The 19,269-nt window shown below is 52.5% G+C and carries 15 protein-coding genes, 1 rRNA gene and 1 riboswitch; of the genes, 10 read left to right on the top strand and 6 right to left on the bottom strand.

Annotated elements, in window-relative coordinates:
- Position 1: 1 nt before the first annotated feature.
- Complete coding sequence (locus BZK41_RS20375) at positions 2–358, top strand: PTS fructose-like transporter subunit IIB (protein ID WP_008787052.1); 357 nt, start codon at positions 2–4, stop codon at positions 356–358.
- Here BZK41_RS20375 and BZK41_RS20380 read toward each other — a convergent pair.
- The 4 genes from BZK41_RS20380 to argE form a co-directional block, all read right to left on the bottom strand.
- Positions 345–1,205 carry an AraC family transcriptional regulator gene (locus tag BZK41_RS20380; protein WP_079939342.1) on the bottom strand — a complete coding sequence of 287 codons (861 nt, stop codon included), beginning with the start codon at positions 1,203–1,205 and terminating at the stop codon, positions 345–347. The two genes, BZK41_RS20375 and BZK41_RS20380, sit on opposite strands and share 14 nt — an antisense overlap.
- A gap of 151 nt (positions 1,206–1,356) precedes the next feature.
- A complete protein-coding gene (locus BZK41_RS20385) occupies positions 1,357–3,090 on the bottom strand; it encodes a phosphoethanolamine transferase CptA (protein WP_079939343.1) in 1,734 nt (577 codons plus the stop codon).
- A 210-nt stretch (positions 3,091–3,300) separates the two neighbouring features.
- Positions 3,301–5,952 carry a phosphoenolpyruvate carboxylase gene (ppc, locus tag BZK41_RS20390; RefSeq protein ID WP_079939344.1) on the bottom strand — a complete coding sequence of 884 codons (2,652 nt, stop codon included), beginning with the start codon at positions 5,950–5,952 and terminating at the stop codon, positions 3,301–3,303.
- Positions 5,953–6,221: 269 nt separating this feature from the next.
- Positions 6,222–7,373, bottom strand: a complete 1,152-nt coding sequence (argE, locus tag BZK41_RS20395; RefSeq protein ID WP_079939345.1) for an acetylornithine deacetylase — start codon at positions 7,371–7,373, stop codon at positions 6,222–6,224.
- 155 nt (positions 7,374–7,528) lie between these two features.
- On the opposite strand from argE, the gene argC reads away from it, so the two are divergent.
- The 4 genes from argC (at position 7,529) to oxyR (ending at position 12,047) form a co-directional block, all read left to right on the top strand.
- Positions 7,529–8,533, top strand: coding sequence for an N-acetyl-gamma-glutamyl-phosphate reductase (argC, locus tag BZK41_RS20400; RefSeq protein WP_079939346.1), 1,005 nt, complete (start codon positions 7,529–7,531; stop codon positions 8,531–8,533).
- Between the two features lie 10 nt (positions 8,534–8,543).
- Positions 8,544–9,317 (top strand): acetylglutamate kinase, encoded by a 774-nt coding sequence (argB, locus tag BZK41_RS20405; protein ID WP_079939347.1) that lies wholly within the window; start codon positions 8,544–8,546, stop codon positions 9,315–9,317.
- A gap of 108 nt (positions 9,318–9,425) precedes the next feature.
- Positions 9,426–10,796 (top strand): argininosuccinate lyase, encoded by a 1,371-nt coding sequence (gene argH / locus BZK41_RS20410; protein ID WP_079939348.1) that lies wholly within the window; start codon positions 9,426–9,428, stop codon positions 10,794–10,796.
- 333 nt (positions 10,797–11,129) lie between these two features.
- On the top strand, positions 11,130–12,047 hold the full coding sequence (gene oxyR / locus BZK41_RS20420; protein ID WP_008787060.1) for a DNA-binding transcriptional regulator OxyR: 918 nt from the start codon (positions 11,130–11,132) through the stop codon (positions 12,045–12,047).
- Here oxyR and sthA read toward each other — a convergent pair.
- The gene (gene sthA, locus BZK41_RS20425; protein ID WP_003028860.1) at positions 12,030–13,430 is read right to left on the bottom strand and encodes a Si-specific NAD(P)(+) transhydrogenase; all 1,401 of its coding nucleotides are present in this window, start codon (positions 13,428–13,430) and stop codon (positions 12,030–12,032) included. The two genes, oxyR and sthA, sit on opposite strands and share 18 nt — an antisense overlap.
- A gap of 191 nt (positions 13,431–13,621) precedes the next feature.
- On the opposite strand from sthA, the gene fabR reads away from it, so the two are divergent.
- Positions 13,622–14,257, top strand: a complete 636-nt coding sequence (gene fabR, locus BZK41_RS20435; RefSeq protein WP_003028862.1) for an HTH-type transcriptional repressor FabR — start codon at positions 13,622–13,624, stop codon at positions 14,255–14,257.
- Positions 14,258–14,272: 15 nt separating this feature from the next.
- Positions 14,273–14,632: a YijD family membrane protein gene (locus BZK41_RS20440; RefSeq protein WP_003825114.1), complete on the top strand. Its 360-nt coding sequence runs from the start codon at positions 14,273–14,275 to the stop codon at positions 14,630–14,632.
- Positions 14,633–14,714: 82 nt separating this feature from the next.
- Here BZK41_RS20440 and trmA read toward each other — a convergent pair whose 3' ends face one another.
- The gene (trmA, locus tag BZK41_RS20445) at positions 14,715–15,815 is read right to left on the bottom strand and encodes a tRNA (uridine(54)-C5)-methyltransferase TrmA (protein ID WP_079939349.1); all 1,101 of its coding nucleotides are present in this window, start codon (positions 15,813–15,815) and stop codon (positions 14,715–14,717) included.
- Positions 15,816–15,930: 115 nt separating this feature from the next.
- Positions 15,931–16,118, top strand: a riboswitch (cobalamin riboswitch).
- A gap of 64 nt (positions 16,119–16,182) precedes the next feature.
- On the opposite strand from trmA, the gene btuB reads away from it, so the two are divergent.
- The 3 genes from btuB to BZK41_RS20460 all read left to right on the top strand — a co-directional run.
- Positions 16,183–18,021, top strand: a complete 1,839-nt coding sequence (gene btuB / locus BZK41_RS20450; protein WP_079939350.1) for a TonB-dependent vitamin B12 receptor BtuB — start codon at positions 16,183–16,185, stop codon at positions 18,019–18,021.
- Positions 17,966–18,817 carry a glutamate racemase gene (gene murI / locus BZK41_RS20455; RefSeq protein WP_003847829.1) on the top strand — a complete coding sequence of 284 codons (852 nt, stop codon included), beginning with the start codon at positions 17,966–17,968 and terminating at the stop codon, positions 18,815–18,817. Before btuB ends, murI begins: the two co-directional genes overlap by 56 nt.
- A gap of 377 nt (positions 18,818–19,194) precedes the next feature.
- Positions 19,195–19,269, top strand: a 16S ribosomal RNA gene (locus BZK41_RS20460); the annotation flags it as partial.

Below are 19,269 nucleotides of genomic sequence, written 5' to 3' on the forward strand. Positions count from 1 at the left end.
TATGACCATCGCACCTGTACGATATCTGGTTGCTGTCACCGCGTGCGTAAGTGGCGTGGCCCATACCTATATGGCAGCTGAGCGGCTGGAGAAACTCTGCCAGCAGGAAAAATGGAGCATCAAGATCGAAACTCAGGGTGCATTGGGTACCGAAAATCGCCTGACGGAAGAGGATATTAACCGCGCTGATGTGGTGTTGCTGATTACTGATATTGAACTGGCAGGAGCAGAACGTTTTACGCAGAGCCGATACGTTCAGTCGGGCATTAGCGCATTTCTGCGTGAGCCGCAGCGGGTGATGAGCGCCGTGCGAAAGCTGCTTTCAGCGCCACAGCACACGCATCTTACTCTGGATTAGTTTTTATCTCCGTCAACTGGCTGTGGTACTGCCGACGGTATTCTGATGGCGAACGTTCGGTATTTTTGCGAAACAGGCGGCAGAAGTAGTTGCTGTCAACAAACCCACAGGTGTGGGCCACTTCTTTAATCTTCAGCTCGTAACCCTTCAATAGCGTTTTTGCGTGTTCCAGCCGCGTGTGGTTCAGGTATTCGTTGAAACCGACGGCGCCCGTTTTTTGAAAAAGGTGGGAAAGGTAATTGGGTGAAATGTAAAACGCCTGTGCGACGGATTCTCGGGTGAGTGGTGAAGCGTAGCGTTCGTCAATATAGTTGCGAATGGCTTCGAAAAGCGCCTGGCTGCGTGATGCGGTTTGGATCTGGCTACCGAGCAGATCGCGACAGTGGCTCAGTAAGCTCGCGACGATTAGCCTGGCAGTTTGCTGCTCCTGCGGCTGCATCTGCATTTCATTGAGCGTTTGCAGCAGGAATGAGCCAATACGCGGTCCACGCCGCGCAACGTGCTGGCGAGTAAGGTTTTGATATTGCTTGCCGTCCCATTGCACGATGCTGAAACCCAGTTGTTGTTTGCCGAACAAGATGCTGAGTGTCGTGACTGGTGTGACCCACTGCGGAAAGTTCCAGCCACCAGCGGGAACGAATAACACATCGCAAGGCTGTAACGTCGCGGATGCGCCAGCAACACCGTTATCGGTGAATTCACCTTCCAGCACAATCTCCAGTCGGGGAAAATCGACCTGATACGCCAGTTCCGGCGTTGAGCTACTGGTGCTGGCAAAGTAAATCTGGCGCAGCGGCGTGGGGCCGTTAATCAGGCGAGAGAGCAGATGGCTGATGTCGTGATACATGTTAATCCCTTGCAGGCAGCAGACAGGGGAACAGTAACGTTGAAAACAATCGCCCTCAAGTGATTATTGCCGGATGGCGGCTAATGCCTTATCCGACCTACAAGTCTTTGCGAGCTGTAGGCCGGATAAGCGTAGTGCATCCGGCAGACGGTTATTGATTACCGATTTGATCGCCGTAAGGCAGGGTGTCGTAATCAATCAGGGCATTTTTCTTATACGGATTGCCAATCCAGCGGGTCGTCTCTTTGAACTGCGGGCTGGTAATGGCACGAGTTGGATCGAAACCATCATAGGTGAAGCCCGCTAAATCAGACCAGGTGTGGATAAGCTCTGAGCTGCTGTATTTACGATTCACATCCTGTGAGAAGTCACGCGGGTGTGCGGCCTGCCATTTTTCCGAGGTCCACAGCAGGAACGGCACCGTATACATATGGCGCGTCGGGTTGTCTTCATTACGACCCTGCGTTTTATGCGGTGGCGTATCGTACACCTCCTCTCCATGATCGGAGAAGTACAGCAGGAAGCCGTTCGGATCCGTCGCTTTATAGTCTTTGATCAGACTGGCAATGATATGGTCATTGTAGACATTCGCGCTGTCGTAATCGTTGTAAGCTTCCAGCTCATCGTCACTCAGGCCTGCGGGCACATTGTCGATATTATTGTCGAACTTACCCTGACCATCCGGATAGCGGAATTTGTACTTAATATGCGTTCCCAGCAGGTGAACGATGATGAACTTTTTCGGTGCCGGGTCGGCCAGTACTTCTTTAAACGGTGCCAGCACATTGCTGTCATATTCGCGCGCACTTTGCGTACGCTGCTGGTTCATATAGAACTGTTTATCCGTCTGCTTAGAGAACACCGTCAGCATGGTGTTGCGGGCGGTCATCGTCTGCTGATTGGTGATCCAGAAGGTTTTATACCCCGCCTGTTTCATCATGTTCATCAGGGATGGCTGAGTCAGATACAGGTCCGGGTTCTTCTCGTTGGCGAAGGTTAGCGCCTGCTGCAGAATTTCAATGGTGTACGGACGGGAGGTCACGACATTATTGAACACGGTGAAGTTAGGATCGGATTTATGCAGCGCATCCAGTTCCGGCGTTGTTTCACGCGGGTATCCGTACAGGCTCATACGGCCACGTTGCGTTGACTCGCCAATCACCAGTACCAGCGTACGCGGTGCATCACCGGAGTTGTCTTTAAAGTTGGCCAACGGCGGCAGGGCATTGTTCTCATTCAGCAGGCTATTCAGCGCGGTCAACTGCTGACGATACTGATAATACCCGGAGATGAACTGCCACGGTGCGGCAGGTTCCATGCGTGATGCCAGGCCATTCAACGTTTTTTCAAATGGTTTATGTTTGATGAACGTGTTTACCGTCATCGGATGCAGAATCAAACCGTATAACAGTGCAAACGACACCAGATAGCGCCAGGGTGATGGAATATGCACAGGACGCAGACGTGTCCATAGCAGAATTGCCACAGCTGTATAGGCCAGCGCAATTAAGACAATCTTCAGACTGAAATATTGGCTCAGATATTCGCTGGCTTCATTCGCATTGGTTTCAAACATCACGTACAGAACGCTTTGCGAGAACTCTTGTCCGTAAATGACGTAATAGCTCAGTGCAGCTAGTGAGGCCGCCCATAGCATTACGCCAATGACGGCAGCAATAACGCGGATACGGTTTGGAAATAAGAATACCGGAATCAACCACAGCGAACTGAACAGCAAGGAGTCGCGTAAACCATTAGTTCCGCTATAGCCGGATAAGAGAATAACGACCTGGAGTAAACTGGAAAAAAAACAAAAATAGAGGAGCGCCCAACCCAGGGCTTTCCAGCTAAATTTAGGTTTAGACTGGGAGTGTAAGGATTGCATAATGTAAGCCTGTCTTTAATTGTAGCGCCAAGAGTAGCACTTAAACATTAAGAGGAACTGAAGCATCACGATCTTAGGATCGTGTTTTGCCATCGTTATATTCATTTAATGAATATATTCGAGGGGGAATATATTGAAAATGAAGTGGTTGTAACAGCGGTTTTTGCCGTCGCCTCCGAATAATAGCACGAAGGCGACGGGGGAGGGATGTTAGCCTGTATTACGCATACCAGCGGCGACACCAGCAATGGTCACCATCAGCGCTTGTTCCACGCGCGGATCCGGTGCATTGCCCTGTTCTTCTGCCTGGCGTGAGCGGTGTAACAGCTCTGCCTGTAATACGTTCAGCGGGTCAGTATAAATATTTCTTAACTGAATTGACTCGGCAATCCACGGCAGGTCGGCCATCAAATGTGAGTCGTTGGCAATCGCCAGTACGACATCGATATCTGCTGCCAGGCGTTGGCGTAGCTCTGCACCCAACGGCCACAGATCTTTTTTGACCAGGCGCTGATCGTAATACTCCGCCAGCCACAGGTCTGCTTTCGCGAAAACCATTTCCAGCATGCCAAGGCGTGTGGAGAAGAATGGCCAGTCGCGGCACATGGCTTCAAGTTCGCTTTGCTTACCATCTTCAACCACTTTTTGCAGCGCGGTGCCTGCACCCAGCCAGGCCGGGAGCATCAGGCGGTTCTGCGTCCAGGCGAAGATCCACGGAATGGCGCGCAGAGACTCAACGCCACCGGTCGGACGGCGTTTTGCCGGACGTGAACCGAGCGGGAGTTTACCCAGTTCCTGCTCCGGTGTAGCTGAGCGGAAATAAGGGACGAAGTCTTTGTTTTCACGCACATATCCACGGTATAGCTCGCAGGAAATATCGGAAAGCTCATCCATGATATGACGCCAGTTATCTTTCGGTTCTGGCGGTGGTAACAGGTTGGCCTCCAGAATTGCTCCGGTATACAGCGACAGGCTGCTGATGGTCACTTCCGGCAGGCCGTACTTAAAGCGGATCATCTCCCCTTGTTCTGTCACGCGTAGACCGCCTTTCAGGCTGCCCGGCGGTTGAGAGAGCAGCGCCGCATGCGCAGGCGCGCCGCCGCGACCAATGGAACCACCGCGACCGTGGAACAGCGTCAGTTCAATACCGGCTTTTTCGCAGGTTTTGATCAGCGCGTCCTGAGCCTGGTATTGCGCCCAGGAGGCCGCCATCACACCCGCGTCTTTTGCGGAATCAGAGTAGCCAATCATGACCATCTGTTTGCCCTGAATAAAGCCTCGGTACCAGTCTATATTCAACAGTTGAGACATGACGTCATCGGCATTGTTGAGGTCGTCCAGCGTTTCAAATAGCGGAGCGACCGGCATAGCAAAACCAATTCCGGCTTCTTTAAGCAGCAGATGCACGGCCAGCACATCCGACGGAGTTTTCGCCATCGAGATAACATAAGCGGCAATGGAGCCATACGGGGCTTCGGCAATGACCCGACAAGTGTCGAGCACTTCGCGGGTGTCGTTGCTCGGCTCCCAGTTACGCGGCAGCAGCGGACGCTTGGAATTCAGCTCGCGGATCAGGAAAGCCTGTTTATCCGCTTCCGACCAGTTTTCGTAGTCGCCAATACCCAGATAACGGGTCAGTTCGCCCAGGGCTTCAGTATGGCGGGTGCTTTCCTGACGAATATCAATACGTACCAGCGGCACGCCGAAACACTTCACGCGCCTAAGGGTGTCGAGCAATTCGCCATTGGCGATGATGCCCATGCCACAGGCCTGTAGAGACTGGTAGCACGCGTAAAGCGGGTCCCAGAGCTGTTCGTTTTGGGTGAGAAGTCCCGCAGGTTTCGGCAATTTCTCGCCTTTCAGACGGGCTTCAAGCCAGGCCTGGGTTGCCATCAGACGAGAACGCAGGGTTTTCATCAGATAGCGGTAAGGTTCTGCTGCGCCTTCTTCGCCCACCAGCGCCAACAGTTCCGGCGTGGCATCCACCATCGACAGTTCAGAAATCAGAAACTGGATGTCTTTCAGGAACAGGTCTGTCGCTTTCCAGCGGCTGAGCAGCAGCACGTGACGGGTGATATCCGCCGTTACGTTCGGGTTGCCGTCACGGTCGCCGCCCATCCAGGAGGTAAATCGAACCGGGACAAAATCAACCGGCAGCTTATAGCCCAGATGCTCTTCCAGTTGTTCATTCAGCTCACGCAGGTAGTTCGGCACACCTTCCCACAGGCTGTTTTCAACTACCGCGAAACCCCATTTGGCTTCATCAACCGGGCTTGGGCGCAGTTTGCGGATCTCATCCGTATGCCAGGACTGGGCAATGAGCTGACGCAGACGGCGCATCAGTTGGTTGCGTTCATAATCGACGAGGTCTTTATTATCAAGCTGCTTGAGGCAGGCGTTCACTTCACCCATTTTATGGATCAGAGTACGACGAGTGATCTCGGTCGGGTGGGCGGTGAGTACCAGCTCCAGAGAGAGTGATTCTACGGCTTTCTTGATGGTGGCGTCATTGAGGTTGGGTTGCTCTTTCAGTTTACGCAGAGTGCGAGCAATCACTTCCGGGTTGCTGGCAGCTTCACCTTTTGGCGAAATGCTGTGGTACTGCTCAGCGGTGTTGGCCAGGTTCAGGAACTGGCTAAATGCGCGGGCAACCGGCAGCAGCTCGTCGTTAGACAGATTTTGCAGTGTGGTGAGCAATTCCTGGCGATTAACTTCATTGCCAGCGCGAGATGATTTGGACAGCTTACGAATTGTTTCTACGCGATCAAGAATGTTCTCTCCCAGCGCATCCTTGATGGTCTCTCCCAGCACTTTGCCGAGCATACTGACATTACTACGCAACGCGGAATATTGTTCGTTCATATTAACCCAGACACCCCATCTATTTTGAATATGTCCTGTATCTTTCGCGCCTGACTATCACGCGAAATCTTGCGGACTTAACTTTTTAGCCGTCTTTTATAAAGCCACGTAAAACACGTGACGTCAATTGCTGCGAAATCGGTTCAGCAAACGAATAAATGCCGTGAATTTACGTTATTTAATTCACATCCAATCAAATAAGCGTTGCTTATGGAAATGTTAAAAAATCGCCCCGCTTACCACTAAAGGATTAGCGGGGTGACAGGCAGTTAATGCCAGCAGAAATGATGCACAACCTGGGTGATTAATTCGCGGGTTGGCTTAATAAAGCGCGTTTCCAGATATTCATCCGGCTGATGCGCCTGATTAATAGAACCTGGACCCAATACCAGCGTTGGGCAAAGCGTTTGGATAAATGGCGCTTCGGTGCAGTAGTTCACCACTTCAGTTTGTGCGCCCAGCAGTTTCTCAACCACCTCTACCAGTTGATGGTCAGGTGGACACTCATAGCCTGGAATCGGCGGATGCAGTTCCGATACGGTCAGGCGACCCGGCCAGCGTTCGCTGACAGGGGCCAGCGCTTCGTTAAGTAACCCATTGAGATCGTTTAGCGTCATACCCGGTAGCGGGCGAATATCCATATGCAGTTCGCAGCAGGCGCAGATTCGGTTGGCGGCGTCGCCGCCGTGAATGTGGCCCAAATTTAGCGTCGGGTACGGGACGGTAAAGGCATCATGGTGATAGCGCGCTTTCAGGTCATCGCGCAGATGCATGATATGGCCGATCGCATCATGCATCAGTTCAATCGCATTGACACCACGCGCCGGATCGCTTGAATGACCTGACTGTCCCAGAATGCGTATCGCATTAGAGATATGACCTTTGTGTGCGCGAACCGGTTGCAGTGAAGTGGGTTCGCCAATAATCGCGCAGTCTGGGCGCAGAGCAGTGGTTTCAGAGAAGTAGCGAGCTCCCGCCATGCTGGTCTCTTCGTCAGCAGTGGCCAGAATGTAGAGGGGCTTTTTCAGCTGCGTGACGTCGACATCACGCAACGCGTCGAGGATAAAAGCGAAGAAGCCTTTCATGTCCGCCGTACCCAAACCATAGAGCTTATTGTCATGCTCGGTCAGGGTGAACGGATCGCGCGTCCAGCGTCCATCGTCAAAGGGTACGGTATCGGTATGGCCCGCCAACAACAGACCACCCGCGCCCTGTCCAATGCTCGCCAGCATATTGAATTTATTTCGCGTATCGGGAACCGGCTGGACCTCCACATTGAAGCCTAAATCTTTAAACCAGCCCGCCAACAGAGTGATTAAACCTGCATTGCTTTGATCGAGCGCTTCTTCGGTAGCGCTAATCGATGGCGTGGCAATCAGAGCGCGGTAAATCTCGATAAATGGCGGTAAATTGTTTTTCATTGTTGACACACCTCGGGTCATGATAGTATCAATATTCATGCAGTATTTGTGAATAAAAATACATTAACGTTGAGCGTAATAAAACCCACCAAGTGTAAGGTGAGGTGATAAAGGCTTATACCTGGCAACAGAATCTAAGAAGGTGAGCAGCCCCGATGTTGAATACGCTGATTGTGGGCGCCAGTGGCTATGCCGGCGCAGAGCTTGTGACCTATGTAAATCGCCATCCTGATATGACCATAACCGCTTTGACCGTCTCAGCGCAAAGCAATGATGCAGGAAAATTAATCTCCGATTTGCATCCGCAGTTGAAAGGCATTGTCGATTTACCGTTGCAGCCAATGTCAGATATCAGCGAGTTTAGCTCAGGGGTGGATGTTGTGTTCCTCGCAACGGCTCATGAGGTAAGTCATGACCTGGCTCCGCAGTTTTTGCAGGCCGGTTGCGTGGTGTTTGACCTCTCTGGCGCGTTTCGCGTAAATGACGGCGCGTTCTATGAAAAATATTATGGTTTTACCCATCAGCACCCCGATCTGCTGGAGCAGGCAGTTTACGGGCTGGCGGAGTGGAACGCTGACAAGTTGAAAGAAGCGAATCTGATTGCTGTGCCGGGTTGTTACCCGACGGCGGCGCAGCTTTCGCTGAAACCGTTGATTGATTCCGGGCTGTTGGATCTCAGCCAGTGGCCGGTAATTAATGCGACCAGCGGCGTGAGCGGCGCGGGCCGTAAAGCGGCTATCTCTAATAGCTTTTGCGAAGTAAGCCTGCAACCGTATGGCGTGTTTACCCACCGTCATCAGCCGGAAATCGCTACTCATCTGGGGGCTGAAGTGATTTTCACCCCGCATCTGGGCAACTTCCCGCGCGGAATTCTGGAAACTATCACTTGCCGCCTTAAAGCGGGCGTAACCCATGCACAGGTGGCTCAGACGCTGCAACAGGCGTATAGCGATAAACCGCTGGTGCGTCTGTATGACAAAGGGGTTCCGGCGCTGAAGAATGTGGTTGGATTACCATTCTGCGATATCGGGTTTGCCGTACAGGGTGAGCATCTGATCGTGGTGGCGACGGAAGACAACTTATTGAAAGGCGCGGCGGCACAGGCGATGCAGTGCGCAAATATTCGTTTTGGCTTTGTCCAAACGCAGTCTCTTATTTAAGGGTGCACCAATGAATCCATTAATTATCAAGCTGGGCGGCGTTTTACTGGATAGCGAAGAGGCGCTGGAGCGCTTGTTTACCGCACTGGTGAATTATCGTGAGTCGCACCAGCGTCCGCTGGTCATTGTGCACGGTGGCGGCTGCGTGGTCGACGAGCTGATGAAGCAGCTGAATCTGCCGGTGAAAAAGAAAAATGGTCTGCGCGTCACGCCTGCCGATCAAATTGACATTATTACCGGTGCCCTGGCGGGAACGGCGAATAAAACCTTGCTGGCCTGGGCGAAAAAGCATCATATCGCGTCTGTGGGTCTGTATCTTGGCGATGGCGACAGCGTAAAAGTGACACCGCTCGATAAAGAGCTGGGTCATGTTGGACTGGCGCAGCCGGGTTCGCCTAAACTGATTAACACGCTGCTGGAAAACGGTTTTCTGCCGGTAGTGAGCTCTATTGGCGTCACTGATGATGGTCTGCTGATGAACGTGAATGCCGATCAGGCTGCAACGGCGCTGGCGGCAACGCTGGGTGCGGATCTGATCCTGCTCTCTGATGTGAGCGGTATTCTGGATGGCAAAGGCCAGCGTATTGCCGAAATGACCGCGGCGAAAGCGGAACAGCTGATTGAACAGGGCATCATTACCGATGGCATGATTGTGAAGGTGAATGCGGCGTTGGATGCCGCGCGTACGTTGGGCCGTCCGGTGGATATCGCCTCCTGGCGTCATGCAGAGCAACTTCCGGCGCTGTTTAACGGCACGCCAATCGGTACGCGTATTCTGGCTTAACTATTAATGTGCCGGATGGCGGCTTCGCCTTATCCGGCCTATGTGGGTTTTGTAGTCCCGGTAAGCGCAGCGCCACCGGGCAAAAATATCATATTAAGGAAATTCGTTATGGCACTTTGGGGTGGGCGTTTTACACAGGCAGCAGATCAGCGGTTCAAACAGTTCAACGACTCGTTGCGTTTTGACTACCGCCTGGCAGAACAGGATATTGTTGGCTCTGTGGCCTGGTCCAAAGCGTTGGTAACGGTCGGTGTACTGACTGCCGATGAACAGCTGCAGTTGGAAGAGGCGCTGAATAACCTGCTGGAAGAGGTTCGCGCGAATCCTCAGCAGATTCTGCAAAGCGATGCCGAAGATATTCACAGTTGGGTGGAAGGTAAGCTGATTGATAAAGTCGGCCAGCTTGGTAAAAAACTGCATACCGGGCGTAGCCGTAATGACCAGGTCGCGACCGATCTCAAGCTGTGGTGTAAAGACACGGTTATCGAATTACTGTCGGCCAATCGTCAGTTGCAAACTGCGCTGGTGGTGACGGCGGAGAATAACCAGGACGCCGTCATGCCGGGTTACACCCACCTGCAACGTGCGCAGCCGGTGACGTTTGCTCACTGGTGCTTGGCCTATGTTGAAATGTTGGCGCGTGACGAGAGCCGTTTGCAGGATGCGCTCAAACGCCTGGACGTCAGTCCGTTAGGCTGCGGCGCGCTGGCGGGTACGGCATATGAAATCGATCGTGAGCAGTTGGCGGGTTGGTTGGGCTTTGCCTCGGCAACGCGCAACAGCCTGGACAGCGTTTCTGACCGTGACCACGTGCTGGAGTTACTCTCCGACGCCTCTATCGGCATGGTACACCTGTCGCGTTTTGCTGAAGATCTGATTTTCTTTAACACCGGCGAAGCGGGCTTTGTTGAGTTGTCCGACCGTGTGACTTCCGGTTCATCTCTGATGCCGCAGAAGAAAAACCCGGATGCGCTGGAGCTGATCCGTGGCAAATGCGGTCGCGTGCAGGGTGCGCTGACCGGCATGATGATGACCTTAAAAGGCCTCCCGCTGGCATACAACAAAGATATGCAGGAAGACAAAGAAGGGCTGTTCGACGCGCTCGACACCTGGCTGGACTGTCTGCATATGGCCGCGCTGGTGCTGGATGGCATCCAGGTGAAACGTCCGCGTTGTCAGGAAGCGGCGCAGCAGGGTTATGCTAACGCCACTGAGCTGGCGGATTATCTGGTGGCGAAAGGCGTCCCGTTCCGCGAAGCGCACCATATTGTGGGGGAAACGGTGGTCGAGGCGATTCGTCAGGGCAAACCGCTGGAAGCACTGTCGCTTGCCGACTTACAAAAGTTTAGCCCGGTGATTGGCGATGATGTTTACCCGATCCTCTCGTTGCAATCGTGTCTGGATAAACGTGCAGCGAAAGGTGGCGTTTCGCCGCAGCAGGTTGCGCAGGCGATCGACTACGCAAAGGCACGCCTGTAGGTCGGATAAGGCGAAGCCGCCATCCGGCACTGTGCGCCGTTCTGCCTGATAGCGCTACGCTTATCAGGCCTACCAAACCATAACCCGGCCGAGCTTTGCGACGCCGGGCTTTTTTATGCAAAAAAAATGCGGACGCAAGGTCCGCAAAAGTTCACGTTGGCTTTAGTTATTTCGAGTATGAGAGAAACTCTCAAAACGGACAGTAGCTTCAAGGGTTAAAGGGGTACCGTTCCGTTTCTGTGGTGCATTATTAAACAGAAAGCTTGATAGGGATAATCGTTCGTTGCTATGCTACCTATCGCTACGAACTATCGTGGCGATGGAGGATGAATAATGAATATTCGTGATCTTGAATACCTGGTGGCGCTAGCCGAACATCGTCACTTCCGACGAGCGGCAGACTCCTGTCACGTTAGCCAACCAACGCTGAGCGGGCAGATCCGCAAGCTGGAAGATGAGCTTGGCGTCATGTTGCTGGAGCGTACGAGTCGCAAGGTGCTGTTCACCCAGGCCGGTTTGCTGCTGGTGGATCAGGCGCGCACCGTGCTGCGCGAGGTCAAAGTGCTCAAGGAGATGGCAAGCCAACAAGGCGAGACAATGTCTGGCCCGCTGCATATTGGTTTGATCCCAACGGTGGGGCCATACCTGCTGCCGCATATTATTCCGATGTTGCACCAGACCTTCCCAAAACTGGAAATGTATCTCCATGAAGCGCAGACACATCAGCTGTTGGCGCAACTGGATAGCGGTAAGCTCGACTGCGTCATTCTGGCGCTGGTCAAAGAGAGTGAGGCGTTCATCGAAGTACCGTTATTTGATGAGCCTATGATGCTGGCGATCTATGAAGATCACCCATGGGCAAACCGTGACTGTGTACCGATGTCCGATCTGGCGGGTGAAAAACTGCTGATGCTGGAAGATGGCCACTGCCTGCGCGATCAGGCGATGGGCTTCTGCTTTGAAGCGGGTGCTGATGAAGATACCCATTTCCGGGCAACCAGTCTGGAAACTCTGCGTAACATGGTGGCGGCAGGCAGTGGTATTACCTTACTGCCTGCGCTGGCCGTTCCGCCGGAGCGTAAGCGTGATGGTGTCGTTTATCTGCCATGCATTAAACCCGAACCGCGTCGTACGATTGGCCTGGTGTACCGTCCTGGTTCGCCGCTGCGCAGCCGTTATGAACAGCTGGCAGAGGCCATCCGTGGATCAATGGATGGCCATTTCGACAGTGCGTTAAAACAGGCGGTTTAAGCCATTTAGCGCCGCTACCCGATAGGCTTCCGCCATGGTTGGGTAGTTAAAGGTGGTGTTAACGAAGTACTCGATAGTGTTACCACCACCTTTTTGCTCCATTATCGCTTGTCCGATGTGAATAATTTCGGCCGCGCGCTCCCCAAAGCAGTGGATCCCCAAAATCTCTTTGGTTTCGCGATGGAACAGGATCTTCAGTGTTCCGACACTCATGCCCACGATTTGCGCACGTGCCAGATGCTTAAACTGGGCGCGGCCAACTTCGTAGGGAACTTTCATTGCCGTGAGCTGCTGTTCGGTTTTACCAACGGAGCTGATTTCCGGAATGGTATAAATCCCGGTTGGGATATCTTCGATCAGATGCGCGGTGGCTTCGCCTTTTACCAACGCCTGGGCGGCAATGCGTCCCTGGTCGTAGGCCGCCGATGCCAGGCTTGGATAACCGATCACATCCCCTACTGCATACACGTGCGGCAGCGCCGTCTGGTACATGCTGTTGACCTTCAACTGTCCGCGGCTGTCGGTTTTCAGACCAATATTTTCCAGCGCCAGCGAATCGGTATTACCGGTACGGCCATTGGCGTACAACAGGCAGTCTGCCTTCAGTTTCTTACCGGATTTCAGGTGCATGATGACGCCGTCATCGCAGCCTTCAATCTTCTCGTACTCTTCGTTGTGGCGAATGACCACACCGCTGTTCCAGAAGTGGTAAGAGAGCGAGTCGGACATCTCCTGATCGAGGAATGCCAGCAGACGATCGCGGGTGTTGATTAAATCAACTTTGACGTCCATTCCACGGAAGATCGACGCGTATTCACAGCCAATGACCCCCGCGCCATAAATCAGCACATGGCGGGGTTCGTGGTGCAGGCTCAGGATAGAATCGCTGTCGTAAACCCGGGGATGCGAAAAGTCGACATCAACAGGGCGATAAGGACGCGAACCGCAGGCAATAACAAACTTATCCGCAGTCAGCGTTTCCACCGTACCGTCGTGACATTCCAGGGCAATCGTGTGTTCATCAACAAAACGGGCATTCCCCTGCAAAATTTCGCAGTGATTGCGCTCGTAAAATCCTTGCCGCATACGCGTTTGCTGATTAATAACGTTATCAGCGTGGTTGAGAATATCGGCGAAAGAAGAACGAAGGAGTCGGGAGTGGTCGCTGTACAGTGGGTTCTGATTGAATTCAATAATGCGGCTGACGGCGTGGCGGAGAGCTTTCGACGGGATGGTGCCCCAGTGGGTACAACCTCCGCCGACGTTATGATAGCGCTCAATCACCGCGACGCGCGCTCCTTGCTTAACCAGACCCATTGCCGCGCCTTCGCCGCCGGGACCGGAACCTATTACTATTGCATCGTAATCGTAAGAATGTGACATGGTCAGGCTTACCTGTTCTTATACATAAAAGCAACAGAATAGTAACATCGTTGTTGAGATAACCCAATTATCGTTGTGCTTTTTTGCGAAGTCGAAGCACAAACTGCGCGTAAACAAACATTCACAAAGCCATGCCAACCGCCTAATCTCTGGTATAGTGCCAGCAAGGTATGTGGAAGGATTCAGACATCGTGATGGGCGTTAGAGCGCAACAAAAAGAAAAAACCCGGCGTTCGCTGGTAGAAGCCGCATTTAGTCAACTGAGCGCTGAGCGCAGTTTTGCCAGTCTCAGTTTACGCGAAGTTGCTCGTGAAGCGGGCATTGCGCCAACTTCGTTTTATCGCCATTTCCGCGATGTGGATGAACTCGGCCTGACGATGGTGGACGAGAGCGGTCTGATGCTGCGTCAGTTGATGCGTCAGGCGCGCCAGCGTATCGCGAAGGGCGGGAGTGTGATCCGCACCTCGGTCTCAACATTTATGGAGTTCATCGGCAACAATCCCAACGCCTTCCGTTTATTATTGCGCGAGCGTTCGGGGACATCCGCAGCGTTTCGTGCAGCGGTCGCTCGTGAAATTCAGCACTTCATTGCGGAACTTGCGGACTATCTGGAACTCGAAAACCATATGCCTCGTGCGTTTACTGAAGCGCAAGCCGAAGCCATGGTAACCATTGTGTTCAGCGCCGGGGCAGAAGCACTGGATGTTGGCGCCGAGCAGCGTCGACAGCTGGAAGAGCGGCTGGTATTGCAACTGCGCATGATCGCGAAAGGCGCATTTTATTGGTACCGCCGTGAACAAGAGAAGATGACGCACCACTCCGAGTAACGAGAAGGACAAGTGATGAAACAGTCAGGTCAAGATAAAGGTACGCTGCTGCTGGCGCTGGTTGCTGGCTTATCGATCAATGGTACATTTGCGGCGCTGTTTAGCTCCATTGTGCCATTCTCAGTATTCCCGATCATTTCGCTGGTGCTGACGGTGTATTGTCTGCATCAACGCTATCAAAATCGCACCATGCCTGTGGGATTGCCGGGCCTGGCTGCCGCCTGCTTTATCCTCGGCGTTCTGTTGTACAGCACCGTGGTACGCGCTGAATATCCGGATATTGGCTCTAACTTCTTCCCGGCGGTACTGTCTGTAATTCTGGTGTTCTGGATCGGCTTTAAAGTGCGTAACCGTAAGCAGGAAATAGCGGAGTAACAGTTGTAGCTGTAGGCCGGATAGGGCAAAGCCGCTATCCGGCAATCTGAACAGGCAGTGCTTATCCGGCCTACGTTCAGTCTTATTTCTTCGTTAACAGTACTCCGCACTCCATATGGTGCGTATACGGGAACTGATCGAACAGAGCCAGACGTGAAACATTGTGGGTCTGGCTTAACGTTTCCAGGTTCTTACACAATGTCTCCGGATTGCAGGATATGTACAGAATGCGCGGATACGCCTGCACCATTTTCTCCGTTTCGCTGTCCAGACCGCTGCGCGGTGGGTCAACGAAGATAGTTTCACACTGGTAACTCTTCAGATCGATCCCCTGCAAACGGTTAAATTCGCGAACGCCGTTCATCGCCTGAGTAAACTCTTCAGCCGCCATGCGGATAATTTGTACGTTATCAATATGGTTAGCCGCAATGTTGTACTGTGCAGCAGCAACGGATGGCTTGGCGATTTCAGTGGCCAGCACGCGGTTGAAGTTTTGTGCGAGGGCTAACGAGAAATTGCCATTGCCGCAGTACAGTTCAAGCAGGTCGCCTTTTGAGCCCCTGGTGACATCAATCGCCCACTCCAACATCTGAATATTCATGGCGGCATTCGGCTGGGTGAAGCTGTTTTCAACCTGCCGATAGATAATCTCTTTACCCGCCACCGGCAAGCGTTCGTCAATATAGTCCTGATCCAGCTCGATTTTGGTTTTGGTTGCCCGGCCAATCAAATGCACATTCAGGTTTTTCGCCCGCAGCGCATCCCGCAGTGCTTCGGCTTCCTGACGCCATTCATCATCCAGCTTTTTATGGTACAGCATCGATACCACCGCCTGATCGCTCAGGGTCGTGAGGTAATCAATCTGGAACAGTTTGTGGCGCAGGATGTGGTTATTGCGAACGCCGTCGATCATTGCCGTCATCAGCGTATTGATAAGCTCGCTGGCCACCGGGAAGCTGTCGACACGGATACGGTTTTTGGTCTGGCTGTCGAACATGATGTGGTACAGATCATCACCGTCATGCCACAGACGGAATTCCGCGCGCATACGGTAGTGGCTGACCGGTGAGCGAAACACTTCCGGAGCCTGTGCATAAAATGGCGTCATTAAGCTCTGCAGACGCACCACTTTTTCAGCTAACTGTGCGTCGTACTGTTCTGTCGGAAGGTGTTCGGGGGTCATGATGCGTCCTGAAAAATAAAAGTACGCGGGGATTGTAGGGATTGCTCAACAGATGTCCAGTCATTGATGATTTCCGATATTGTGATGCGTGGTCTGGACAGTGGGTTGTAACAAACTGTAGCATCCGTTTTCCGGTCCTGTGAGTTAAAAGGGAATCCAGTGTGAATCTGGAGCTGACGCGCAGCGGTAAGGAAGGTAGGGGATGAGCGCACCTGGTGCAGACACTGCGGCATGCCGTGGGAAGTTATCGTCTCTTTAAGTTGCCTCCAAGCCCGAAGACCTGCCGGCTAACGTCGCATCTGGCTTTCATCATCGCGTACTATCGGTGGGACCTGCGGCATCCTTCTTATATTGTGGATGCTTTACAATGATTAAAAAATCGTTGCTGTGCACGGCACTGTCCGTCACGGCATTTTCTGGTTGGGCACAGGATACTAGCCCAGATACTCTCGTCGTTACTGCCAACCGTTTTCAGCAGCCTCGTAGTGCAGTACTTGCTCCTATCACTGTTGTTACTCGCCAGGATATCGATCGCTGGCAATCCACTTCCGTCAATGATGTGCTTCGCCGCCTGCCTGGTGTGGATATCGCCCAATACGGGGGTATGGGGCAAAATTCGTCTATTTCTATTCGTGGCACAAACGCCAGCCATGTTCTGGTGCTGGTTGATGGCGTACGCCTGAACCTGGCAGGGGTTAGCGGCGCGGCCGACCTCAGCCAGTTCCCAGTCTCGTTAGTACAACGTATTGAATACATTCGTGGGCCGCGTTCGGCGGTTTATGGCTCTGATGCGATTGGCGGCGTGGTGAATATCATTACTACACGTGAAAAGCCGGGGACGGAGCTGACGGCCGGTGTGGGGAGCAATGGGTATCAGAATTACGATGTCTCAACCCAACAACAGCTCGGCGAAAATACGCGCGTCACGCTGATGGGCGATTATGCCTATACCAAAGGCTTTGATGTTGTAGCATACGGCAGCACCGGCTCTCAGGCTCAGCCCGATAAAGACGGTTTTTTAAGTAAAACATTGTATGGCGCACTGGAACACAACTTTTCCGATACATGGAGCGGGTTTGTTCGCGGTTATGGTTATGATAACCGCACGAATTACGACTCATATTACTCTCCTGGCTCGCCGCTCCTCGATACCCGAAAACTCTACAGCCAAAGCTGGGATGCCGGACTGCGTTTTAATGGTGAGCTTATCCAGTCGCAGCTGGTTTCGAGCTATAGCCATAGCAAAGACTACAACTATGATCCGGATTATGGTCGCTATGACTCCTCGGCCACTCTGGATGATATGAAGCAATATAATGTTCAGTGGTCCAACAGTATGGTGCTTGGCCACGGTAACGTAGGCGCGGGTGTCGACTGGCAAAAACAAACTACGACGCCTGGCACCGGGTATGTCACGGACGGTTACGATCAGCGTAATACGGGACTCTATCTGACCGGGTTGCAGCAATTGGGCGACTTTACCTTTGAAGGTGCGGCACGTAGCGATGATAACTCTGAGTTTGGACGCCATGGCACATGGCAAACCAGCGCCGGATGGGAGTTTATTGAAGGCTATCGCTTTATTGCGTCCTACGGTACATCTTACAAAGCACCTAATCTCGGGCAGTTACATGGTTATTACGGCAATTCGAACCTGGATCCTGAACAAAGTAAGCAATGGGAAGGGGCGTTTGAAGGCTTAACGGCAGGTGTGAACTGGCGAGTTTCAGGGTATCGTAACGATATCGATGACATGATCGATTATGACCCACATACCGAGAAATACTTTAACGAAGGCAAAGTACGTATTAAAGGCGTTGAAGCGACCGCAAACTTTGACACCGGACCGCTGGCACATACGTTGAGCTACGATTATGTCGATTCGCGCAATGCAATTACGGACAAGCCGCTCGCACGACGTTCTAAACAGCAGGTGAAATACCAGCTTGACTGGCAGGTTTATGATTTTGACTGGGGCCTGACGTATCACTACCTGGGAACGCGTTATGACACGGACTACGTAACCTACCAGCCTGTAAAAATGGGCGGGGTCAGCCTGTGGGATCTTGCCGTGTCATATCCAATCACCTCACAGCTGACAGTTCGTGGTAAAATCGCCAACCTGTTCGATAAAGATTACGAGACAGTTTATGGCTACGCAACTGCAGGACGGGAATACACCTTGTCTGGCAGCTACACCTTCTGATCCCCGTCCCACCGTGCTGGTGTTTGATTCCGGCGTCGGTGGGTTGTCGGTCTATGACGAGATCCGGCGTCTTCTGCCGGATCTCCACTATATCTACGCTTTCGACAACGTCGCCTTTCCTTATGGAGAGAAGAGCGAGGAGTTTATCGTCGAGCGTGTTGTTGAGATTGTGACTGCTGTCCAGCAGCGCTATCCCCTCTCTCTTGCGGTCATCGCATGTAATACAGCAAGCACGGTGTCGCTCCCTGCGTTACGTGAGAAGTTTGCTTTCCCGGTTGTGGGTGTAGTGCCTGCGATTAAACCGGCGGCGCGACTCACGGCGAACGGTGTTGTGGGGCTACTGGCTACACGTGCAACGGTGAAGCGCTCGTATACCCATGAGCTGATTGCGCGATTCGCTAACGAATGCCAAATTGCAATGTTGGGTTCTGCTGAGCTGGTGGAACTGGCGGAAGCGAAGCTACACGGTGAAACAGTTTCTCTGGAAGAGCTGCGCCGCATTCTACGTCCATGGCTGCGGATGTCGGAACCGCCTGACACGGTGGTGCTTGGCTGCACTCATTTCCCTCTATTACAGGAAGAGCTTTTGCAGGTTCTGCCAGAGGGGACGCGGCTGGTTGATTCTGGTGCCGCGATTGCGCGCCGTACGGCCTGGCTATTAGAACATGAAGCGCCAGATGCGAAATCAACCGATGAGAACGTTGCATTTTGTATGGCAATGACGACAGAAGCCGAGCAATTATTGCCCGTGCTACAGCGCTATGGCTTTAAAACGCTCGAAAAACTGTCAGTTTAAGTGGTTTTGGTGAAAAAATACGCACTCGGAAGATTATTTTAAATTTCCCCTTGTCAGCCTGAAATAACTCCCTATAATGCGCCTCCACTGACACGGAACAACGGATTACAAGCCGCCGGGTCAGCGGGGTTCCACTGAGAATCTCGTAGAGAAAAGCAAAAATAAATGCTTGACTCTGAATGAGGAGAACGTAATATACGGGACCTCGCGACAGAGCGCTAAAGCGCGTCGCAACTGCTCTTTAACAATTTATCAGACAATCTGTGTGGGCACTCGAAGATACGGATTCTTAACGTCGCAAGACGAAAAATGAATACCAAGTCTCTGAGTGAACATACGTAATTCATTACGAAGTTTAATTCACGAGCATCAAACTTAAATTGAAGAGTTTGATCATGGCTCAGATTGAACGCTGGCGGCAGGCCTAACACATGCAAGTCGAACGGTAGCAC

It is taken from the genome of Citrobacter sp. A316, from assembly GCF_002042945.1.
Classification (GTDB): Bacteria; Pseudomonadota; Gammaproteobacteria; order Enterobacterales; family Enterobacteriaceae; genus Citrobacter; species Citrobacter portucalensis.

What these genes read in the sequence shown, in the direction of transcription:
- BZK41_RS20375 (WP_008787052.1), top strand. Translation starts at nt 2, where the DNA reads ATGACCATCGCACCTGTACGATATCTGGTTGCTGTCACCGCGTGCGTA.
- BZK41_RS20380 (WP_079939342.1), bottom strand. Translation starts at nt 1,205, where the DNA reads ATGTATCACGACATCAGCCATCTGCTCTCTCGCCTGATTAACGGCCCC.
- BZK41_RS20385 (WP_079939343.1), bottom strand. Translation starts at nt 3,090, where the DNA reads ATGCAATCCTTACACTCCCAGTCTAAACCTAAATTTAGCTGGAAAGCC.
- ppc (WP_079939344.1), bottom strand. Translation starts at nt 5,952, where the DNA reads ATGAACGAACAATATTCCGCGTTGCGTAGTAATGTCAGTATGCTCGGC.
- argE (WP_079939345.1), bottom strand. Translation starts at nt 7,373, where the DNA reads ATGAAAAACAATTTACCGCCATTTATCGAGATTTACCGCGCTCTGATT.
- argC (WP_079939346.1), top strand. Translation starts at nt 7,529, where the DNA reads ATGTTGAATACGCTGATTGTGGGCGCCAGTGGCTATGCCGGCGCAGAG.
- argB (WP_079939347.1), top strand. Translation starts at nt 8,544, where the DNA reads ATGAATCCATTAATTATCAAGCTGGGCGGCGTTTTACTGGATAGCGAA.
- argH (WP_079939348.1), top strand. Translation starts at nt 9,426, where the DNA reads ATGGCACTTTGGGGTGGGCGTTTTACACAGGCAGCAGATCAGCGGTTC.
- oxyR (WP_008787060.1), top strand. Translation starts at nt 11,130, where the DNA reads ATGAATATTCGTGATCTTGAATACCTGGTGGCGCTAGCCGAACATCGT.
- sthA (WP_003028860.1), bottom strand. Translation starts at nt 13,430, where the DNA reads ATGTCACATTCTTACGATTACGATGCAATAGTAATAGGTTCCGGTCCC.
- BZK41_RS20440 (WP_003825114.1), top strand. Translation starts at nt 14,273, where the DNA reads ATGAAACAGTCAGGTCAAGATAAAGGTACGCTGCTGCTGGCGCTGGTT.
- trmA (WP_079939349.1), bottom strand. Translation starts at nt 15,815, where the DNA reads ATGACCCCCGAACACCTTCCGACAGAACAGTACGACGCACAGTTAGCT.
- btuB (WP_079939350.1), top strand. Translation starts at nt 16,183, where the DNA reads ATGATTAAAAAATCGTTGCTGTGCACGGCACTGTCCGTCACGGCATTT.
- murI (WP_003847829.1), top strand. Translation starts at nt 17,966, where the DNA reads ATGGCTACGCAACTGCAGGACGGGAATACACCTTGTCTGGCAGCTACA.